Source organism: Streptomyces sp. ATLC9 (genome assembly GCF_057196705.1).
Genome location: NZ_JBXUOY010000239.1, coordinates 1 through 7,877 on the forward strand (window position 1 = coordinate 1; position 7,877 = coordinate 7,877).

The 7,877-nt window shown below is 74.1% G+C and carries 6 protein-coding genes and 1 pseudogene; 5 read left to right on the forward strand and 2 right to left on the reverse strand.

Annotated features, from left to right (window positions below):
* Positions 1 to 614: SACE_7040 family transcriptional regulator (locus AC2CJA_RS21005; RefSeq protein ID WP_484604231.1), on the reverse strand; the 614-nt coding region annotated here is incomplete at its 3' end.
* Positions 615 to 700: 86 nt separating this feature from the next.
* Between AC2CJA_RS21005 and AC2CJA_RS21010 the strand changes: the two genes are divergently transcribed.
* Genes AC2CJA_RS21010 through AC2CJA_RS21025 form a run of 4 tightly spaced genes read left to right on the forward strand, consistent with a single transcriptional unit; the run spans position 701 to position 6,658 of the window.
* Entirely contained in the window at positions 701 to 2,332 is a 1,632-nt protein-coding gene (locus AC2CJA_RS21010) for a carboxyl transferase domain-containing protein (RefSeq protein WP_484604232.1), read from the forward strand.
* A 14-nt stretch (positions 2,333 to 2,346) separates the two neighbouring features.
* Positions 2,347 to 4,464, forward strand: a complete 2,118-nt coding sequence (locus AC2CJA_RS21015) for an acetyl/propionyl/methylcrotonyl-CoA carboxylase subunit alpha (protein ID WP_484604233.1) — start codon at positions 2,347 to 2,349, stop codon at positions 4,462 to 4,464.
* Complete coding sequence (locus tag AC2CJA_RS21020) at positions 4,461 to 5,486, forward strand: hydroxymethylglutaryl-CoA lyase (RefSeq protein WP_484604234.1); 1,026 nt, start codon at positions 4,461 to 4,463, stop codon at positions 5,484 to 5,486. Before AC2CJA_RS21015 ends, AC2CJA_RS21020 begins: the two co-directional genes overlap by 4 nt.
* A gap of 5 nt (positions 5,487 to 5,491) precedes the next feature.
* A complete protein-coding gene (locus AC2CJA_RS21025; protein ID WP_484604235.1) occupies positions 5,492 to 6,658 on the forward strand; it encodes an acyl-CoA dehydrogenase family protein in 1,167 nt (388 codons plus the stop codon).
* Positions 6,659 to 6,751: 93 nt separating this feature from the next.
* On the opposite strand, the pseudogene AC2CJA_RS21030 reads toward AC2CJA_RS21025, so the two are convergent.
* Positions 6,752 to 7,534, reverse strand: a pseudogene (locus AC2CJA_RS21030) (GAF domain-containing protein); the annotation flags it as partial.
* A 44-nt stretch (positions 7,535 to 7,578) separates the two neighbouring features.
* Between AC2CJA_RS21030 and AC2CJA_RS21035 the strand changes: the two are divergent.
* On the forward strand, positions 7,579 to 7,877 hold a 299-nt coding region (locus tag AC2CJA_RS21035), incomplete at its 3' end, for a DUF4429 domain-containing protein (protein ID WP_484604236.1).

A 7,877-nucleotide genomic window follows, 5' to 3' on the forward strand; every position in this document is an offset into this window, starting at 1 on the left:
GGGCCGCCGGGGCCGCCCTCCGCCGCCGCGGCGAAGGCGCCGCGGGCCAGCCGGTGCAGGAGGGCCGCGGCCGCGTCGCGGTCCGGCAGGGAGGAGGGGCGGCTGAGGTGGGGCGTGGAGTTCAGCAGGCCGAAGACGGCGTGGACGGAGGCGCGGGCCTCCTTCTCCGGCAGCTTCGGGTGCACCTGGCGCACGACGCCCACCCACAGCTCCACGTACTGCCGCTGGAGCTGGCGCACCAGCTTGCGGTCGCTGTCGCGCAGCCGGTCCAGCTCGCGGTCGTGGAGGGTGATCAGGGCGCGGTCGTCGAGGGCGAAGTCGATGTGGCCTCCGATGAGCGCGTCCAGCGTCGCCCCCGGCGCGAGACCGGCCCCGGCGGACTCCGCCAGGCACCTGCGCCCGCCGGAGTACAGCCGCTCGCTGATGCCCACCAGCAGCTCCGCGAGCATCGCGTCCTTGCCCGCGAAGTGGCGGTAGAGGCCGGGGCCGCTGATGCCGACCGCCGCGCCTATCTCGTCCACGCCGACGCCGTGGAAGCCGCGCTCGGCGAACAGGCGGGCGGCCTGGCCGAGGATCTGCTCTCGGCGGGTGGGGGCGTCGGTCCTGGTCCTCATAGGGGAATTGTAGACAGCCGGGTTAGCGGGCGTTAACCTGATGGCGAGGTTAACGCTCACTAACCGAGCAAGGGGGCTCGAAGGGCATGCAGCAGGCACCTCCGCTGGTCAGCGCCGTGGATCCGGCGTCAGAGGCGGCGAGGGCGAACGAGGCCGCGCACCGCGAGCTGGCCGCGCGGCTGCGCGAGAAGCTCGCCGCGGCACGGCTGGGCGGCGGCGAGCGGGCACGGGCGCGGCACACCGCCCGCGGCAAGCTGCTGCCGCGGGACCGGGTGGACACCCTGCTGGACCCGGGGTCGCCCTTCCTGGAGCTGGCCCCGCTCGCGGCGGACGGGATGTACGACGGCCAGGCCCCGGCCGCCGGCGTGATCGCCGGCATCGGGCGGGTGGCGGGCCGCGAGGTGGTGGTCGTCGCCAACGACGCAACGGTCAAGGGCGGCACGTACTACCCGATGACGGTCAAGAAGCACCTGCGCGCGCAGGAGGTGGCCCTGGAGAACCGGCTGCCGTGCGTGTACCTGGTGGATTCGGGCGGCGCCTTCCTGCCCATGCAGGACGAGGTCTTCCCCGACCGCGAGCACTTCGGGCGGATCTTCTACAACCAGGCCCGGATGTCCGGCGCGGGCGTTCCGCAGATCGCCGCCGTCCTCGGCTCCTGCACGGCGGGCGGCGCCTACGTCCCGGCGATGAGCGACGAGGCCGTGATCGTGCGCGGCCAGGGCACGATCTTCCTGGGCGGGCCGCCGCTGGTGAAGGCGGCCACCGGCGAGGTCGTCACGGCCGAGGAGCTGGGCGGCGGCGAGGTCCACTCGCGCACCTCGGGGGTGACCGACCACCTCGCCGAGGACGACGCCCACGCCCTGCGCATCGTGCGGCAGATCGTGGCCACCCTCCCCCGCCGCGGCCCGCTGCCGTGGCCGGTGGAGCCGGTGGAGGAGCCGAAGGCCGACCCGGCCGGGCTCTACGGCGCTGTCCCGGTGGACTCGCGCACCCCCTACGACGTGCGCGAGGTCATCGCCCGCACCGTCGACGGCTCCCGGTTCGCGGAGTTCAAGGCCGAGTACGGCACGACACTGGTGACGGGCTTCGCCCGCATCCACGGCCACCCGGTGGGGATCGTCGCCAACAACGGCATCCTGTTCGCCGAGTCCGCCCAGAAGGGCGCGCACTTCATCGAGCTGTGCGACCAGCGCGGCATACCGCTGGTGTTCCTGCAGAACATCTCCGGCTTCATGGTGGGCCGCAGTTACGAGGCGGGCGGCATCGCCAAGCACGGCGCCAAGATGGTGACGGCCGTGGCCTGCACCCGGGTGCCCAAGCTGACGGTCGTCGTCGGCGGCTCCTACGGCGCGGGCAACTACTCGATGTGCGGCCGGGCGTACTCGCCGCGCTTCATGTGGATGTGGCCCAACGCCAAGATCTCGGTGATGGGAGGCGAGCAGGCCGCCTCGGTGCTGGCCACCGTCAAGCGCGACCAGCTCCAGGCGCGCGGCGAGGAGTGGAGCGCCCAGGAGGAGGAAGCCTTCAAGGCTCCCGTCCGCGAGCAGTACGAGACCCAGGGCAACGCCTACTACGCCACCGCGCGGCTGTGGGACGACGGCGTGATCGACCCGCTGGAGACGCGTACGGTGCTCGGCCTCGCGCTCACCGCGTGCGCGAACGCGCCGCTGCCCGAGAAGGACCCCGCGGCGCCCGGCTACGGCGTCTTCCGGATGTGAGGGGGATGCGTTCCATGTTCGACACGGTGCTGGTCGCCAACCGAGGCGAGATCGCCGTCCGCGTCATCCGCACGCTGCGGCGGCTGGGCGTGCGCTCGGTCGCCGTCTTCAGCGACGCGGACGCCGACGCCCGGCACGTACGGGAGGCGGACACCGCGGTGCGGATCGGCCCGGCGGTGGCCTCCGAGAGCTATCTGTCGGCCGAGAGGCTGCTGGAGGCCGCCCGGCGCACGGGCGCCCAGGCGGTGCACCCCGGCTACGGCTTCCTCGCCGAGAACGCCGCCTTCGCCCGCGCGGTGGAGGCGGCGGGGATGGTCTTCGTCGGCCCGCCCGCCGACGCCATCGAGCTGATGGGCGACAAGATCCGTGCCAAGGAGACGGTGCGGGCCGCCGGGGTGCCGGTGGTGCCCGGCAGCAGCGGCAGCGGGCTGACCGACGCCGAACTGACCGCCGCGGCACTGGAGATCGGCACGCCGGTCCTGCTCAAGCCCTCGGCCGGCGGCGGCGGCAAGGGCATGCGGCTGGTGCGCGACGAGGCACTGCTGGCCGAGGAGATCGCCGCCGCGCGGCGCGAGGCCCGCGGCGCCTTCGGCGACGACACCCTGCTGGTGGAGCGGTGGATCGACCGGCCCCGGCACATCGAGATCCAGGTCCTGGCCGACGGCCACGGCACCGTGGTGCACCTGGGCGAGCGCGAGTGCAGCCTCCAGCGCCGCCACCAGAAGATCATCGAGGAGGCGCCCAGCCCGCTGCTGGATGAGGCCACCCGCGCCGCGATGGGCGAGGCGGCCGTACGCGCCGCCCGCTCCTGCGGCTACCGGGGCGCCGGCACGGTGGAGTTCATCGTCCCCGGCGGCGATCCGGCCGCCTACTGCTTCATGGAGATGAACACCCGCCTCCAGGTCGAGCACCCGGTGACGGAGCTGATCACAGGTCTGGATCTGGTGGAGTGGCAGCTTCGGGTGGCGGCCGGCGAGCCGCTGGCCTTCGGCCAGGAGGACGTCCGCCTGACCGGGCACGCGGTGGAGGCCCGGATCTGCGCGGAGACGGCACGCGCCACCGGCGGGAAGGTCGACTTCCTGCCGTCGGCCGGCACCGTCCATCTGCTCTCGGAACCCTCGGGCGAGGGCGTCCGCACGGACTCCGGGCTCGCGCGGGGCACCGAGGTGGGCACCGTCTACGATCCGATGCTCGCCAAGGTGATCGCCCACGGCCCGGACCGGTCCTCCGCGCTGCGGCGGCTGCGCTCGGCGCTGGCGGAGACGACCGTGCTGGGCGTGGACACCAACACCGCCTTCCTGCGCGCCCTGCTGGCCCATCCGGCGGTGGTCTCCGGGGAGCTGGACACCGGTCTGGTGGACCGCGACGCCGCCTCGCTGCTGCCCTCGGCCGTGCCGGACGAGGTGTACGCGGCGGCGGCGCTGCTGCGACACGCCGCGCTGGAGCCCTCCGCGGCCTCCCCCGCCCCCGCGGGCGGCCCGGCCGGCTGGACGGACCCGTTCTCCGCGCCGACCGGCTGGCGGCTGGGCGGTGAGCCCGCCTGGACGGTCCACCACCTGCGGATACCGGGTCACGGGCCGGTGACCGTGCGGGTGCGCGGATGGGCCGGCGGCGCCGAGGTCCGCATCGGGGACGCCGGGCCGGTGAGCGCGGCGCTGCGGCCCGAGGGTGACGGCGATCTCGGGGGCGGCTCCGGCGGGGATTCCGGCCGCGCGGTGCTGACCTGGGACGGGATGACCCACTCCTTCGCCCACGTCCGCTCCGGTGGCAGCCGCTGGCTCGGCCGTGACGGGCAGAGCTGGCACCTGGCCGACCACGACCCGGTCGAGGCGGCCCTGCGGGGCGGCGCGGGAGCACACGGCGCCGACGCGCTGACCGCGCCGATGCCCGGCACGGTCACCGTCGTCAAGGCGGCCGTCGGCGAGGAGGTCACCGCCGGCCAGAGCCTGCTGGTGGTGGAGGCGATGAAGATGGAGCACGTCATCGCCGCTCCCTACGACGGGATCGTCACCGAGCTGGACGTCACCGCGGGCAGCACGGTCGCCATGGACCAGGTGCTCGCCGTCGTCGAACCGAAGGACTCCGCGCCCCCGGAGAAGCCGGAGAAGCCGGAGGAAGGTGCCGCGCGATGATCGAGGGTCTGCCCATGGCCGTTCCGGCCGAGGGGCTTCCGGCCCGCGTCCGCATCCACGAGGTGGGCGCGCGCGACGGGCTGCAGAACGAGCAGTCGACCGTGCCCGTCGAGGTGAAGGCCCGGTTCATCCGCCGGCTGGCCGGCGCCGGGCTGCGCACCGTCGAGGCGACCAGCTTCGTCCACCCCAGGTGGGTGCCCCAACTGGCCGACGCCGAGCAGCTGTTCCCGGCCGTGGCCGACCTCGCCGACCGGGCGGGCGCCGACGCGGTGCGGCTGCCGGTGCTCGTGCCCAACGAGCGCGGTCTGGAGCGGGCGCTGGCCCTCGGCGTCCGTGAGATCGCCGTCTTCGGCAGCGCCACCGAGTCCTTCGCCAGGGCCAACCTCAACCGCACCGTCGACGAGGCCCTGGCGATGTTCGAGCCGGTGGTCGCCCGTGCGAAGGAGGCGGGCGCCGGGGTGCGCGGCTATGTGTCGATGTGCTTCGGCGACCCGTGGGAGGGGCCGGTGCCCGTCGCGCGGGTGGCCGGCGTCTGCCGGCGTCTGCTCGACCTCGGCTGCGACGAGCTGAGCCTGGGCGACACCATCGGCGTGGCCACTCCCGGCCACGTCACCGCCCTGCTGAAAGCCCTGAACGACGCGGGCGTGCCCACCGGCCGCCTCGCCGTCCACTTCCACGACACCTACGGCCAGGCCCTGTCCAACACCCTGGCCGCCCTCCGGCACGGCGTCACGACCGTGGACGCCTCCGCCGGCGGGCTCGGCGGCTGTCCGTACGCCAGGAGCGCCACGGGCAACCTCGCCACCGAGGACCTGGTGTGGATGCTGCACGGCCTCGGCATCGACACCGGGGTCGACCTCGGCCGCCTCACCGCCACCAGCGTGTGGATGGCCGAGCGGCTGGGCCGGCCCAGCCCGTCCCGCACGGTCCGCGCCCTCTCCTCCCAGGGAGACCGGGACACCCCCGGCTCCCAGGACACCTCCGGCACCCAGGTCCCCCGCGACTCCCACAAGGAGCAGTGACACCTATGTCCCTTGACCACCGCCTCTCCCCCGAACACGAGGAACTGCGCCGCACCGTCGAGGAGTTCGCGCACGACGTCATCGCGCCGAAGATCGGGGAGTTCTACGAGAACCACGAGTTCCCCTACGAGATCGTCCGCGAGATGGGCCGCATGGGACTGTTCGGCCTGCCCTTCCCCGAGAGTCACGGCGGCATGGGCGGCGACTACCTCGCCCTGTGCCTGGTACTGGAGGAGCTGGCCCGGGTGGACTCCTCGGTCGCCATCACCCTGGAGGCCGCCGTCTCGCTGGGCGCCATGCCCGTGTACCGCTTCGGCACCGAGGAGCAGAAGCGCCAGTGGCTGCCGAAGCTGTGCTCGGGCGAGATGCTCGGCGCCTTCGGCCTGACCGAGCCCGACTGCGGCTCGGACGCGGGCGGCACCCGCACCACCGCCGTGCGCGACGGCGACGAGTGGGTGATCAACGGCACCAAGTGCTTCATCACCAACTCCGGCACCGACATCACCGGTCTGGTCACCGTCACCGCCGTCACCGGCCGGGGGCCCGACGGCCGTCCGGAGATCTCCTCGATCATCGTCCCCTCCGGCACCCCGGGCTTCACCGTCGCCGCGCCCTACTCCAAGGTCGGCTGGAACGCCTCGGACACCCGCGAGCTGTCCTTCTCCGACGTCCGGGTCCCGGCCGCCAACCTGCTGGGCGAGGAGGGCCGCGGGTACGCCCAGTTCCTGCGCATCCTGGACGAGGGCCGCATCGCCATCTCCGCGCTGGCCACCGGCCTGGCCCAGGGCTGCGTGGACGAGTCGGTGCGGTACGCCGGGGAGCGCCGTGCCTTCGGCCGCCCCATCGGCGCCAACCAGGCCATCCAGTTCAAGCTGGCCGACATGGAGATGCGCGCCCACACCGCCCGTATCGCCTGGCGCGACGCGGCCTCCCGGCTGCTGGCGGGCGAGCCGTTCAAGAAGGAGGCGGCCATCGCCAAGCTGTACTCCTCGGAGATCGCGGTCACCAACGCCCGCGAGGCCACCCAGATCCACGGCGGTTACGGCTTCATGAACGAGTACCCGGTGGCCCGTATGTGGCGGGATTCGAAGATCCTGGAGATCGGCGAGGGCACCAGCGAGGTCCAGCGCATGCTGATCGCCCGCGAGCTGGGCATCACCGCCGCCTCCTGAGCGGACGGGCCCGGGCGGTCCGGGCGGTCCAGGGTGAGGGGCACTGTCAGCGCCCCTCACCCCGGGCCGGGGCAGCCTGTCCCCCGGGGCCGGTCAGGCCGGGGGCAGTCGCTGCTCGGCCCAGATGACCTTCCCGGTCCCGGTGTACCGAGTGCCCCACCGCTCGGAGAGCCGCGCCACCAGGAACAGGCCCCTCCCGCCCTCGTCCGTCGTCGCCGCGCGACGCAGGTGCGGCGAGGTGCTGCTGGCGTCGGAGACCTCGCAGACCAGGCTGCGTTCCATCCGGAGCAACCTGACCCGCACCGGTCCGGCGGCCATGGTGTGCTCGCGCGTGTAGCGGCGGGCGTTGTCGACGGCGACCGCGGCCCGGGCCACCAGTTCCTCGGCCAGGGACAGGTCGTCGGCGTCGAACGGCTCGGGCTTCTCCGAGCGCCAGAAGTTGACGACTCCCAGCACGATGCCGCGTGCCCGGAGCGGCGCCGTGATCAGGGAGTGGACCCCTTCCGCCACGATTCCCCTGCTGCGCTCGGGATCCTGGGCCTGCCAGCCGGGTGCGTCGGCCAGGTCGGCCTCCAGGACCGCCCGCCCCGTCCCGTACCCCTGTGCCTGCGGGGTGGAGGGGGCGAACCTGATCAGCTCCCCCCTGGCGTAGAACGCGGGGACCTCCCGGATCCCGGCGACGGCCACCCTGCGCATGCCCGCCGCCCCGCCGGCGGGCTCCTCGCCCCGCAGCACCGGCTCGGCCAGGTCGACGGTGACGAAGTCGGCCAGCCGGGGCACCGCGGCCCGCGCCAGCGCCTCGGCGGTGCGCGCCATGTCCAGCGTGGTGCCGATCCCCGTGCCCGCGTCGTACAGCAGCCGCAGCCGGCGCCCCGCCGCCACCACGGCTGGAAGGCCGAGTCCGTGATCGGCCACCTGGAGTGGCCGAGGGGAGCAAGTCCTCCGCGGGACCGCGGACGTTCGCGCTGCACGAGCCGGCGGGTGTGGAGTGGTCCCCGGCGATCGGGCTGGAGAACGGCTTCCTGCGCTTCCGCCCCAAGGGCTCGCACGCCGTCCTCAAGCCCGACCACGACCCCGGCTGTCTGGTGCTGCGGGGGTCCGGCAGGCGAAGGGGACGTCAGCTCGGTGCTGCTGGCCGCCGCCGCCACCGCCCGGCTGCCGCACCCGTCGCCCTCCGCGCCGGCTCCCGCCGGCCTGCCGTCCGCGGACGGCCCCCGCC

What these genes read in the sequence shown, in the direction of transcription:
- AC2CJA_RS21010 (WP_484604232.1), top strand. Translation starts at nt 701, where the DNA reads ATGCAGCAGGCACCTCCGCTGGTCAGCGCCGTGGATCCGGCGTCAGAG.
- AC2CJA_RS21015 (WP_484604233.1), top strand. Translation starts at nt 2,347, where the DNA reads ATGTTCGACACGGTGCTGGTCGCCAACCGAGGCGAGATCGCCGTCCGC.
- AC2CJA_RS21020 (WP_484604234.1), top strand. Translation starts at nt 4,461, where the DNA reads ATGATCGAGGGTCTGCCCATGGCCGTTCCGGCCGAGGGGCTTCCGGCC.
- AC2CJA_RS21025 (WP_484604235.1), top strand. Translation starts at nt 5,492, where the DNA reads ATGTCCCTTGACCACCGCCTCTCCCCCGAACACGAGGAACTGCGCCGC.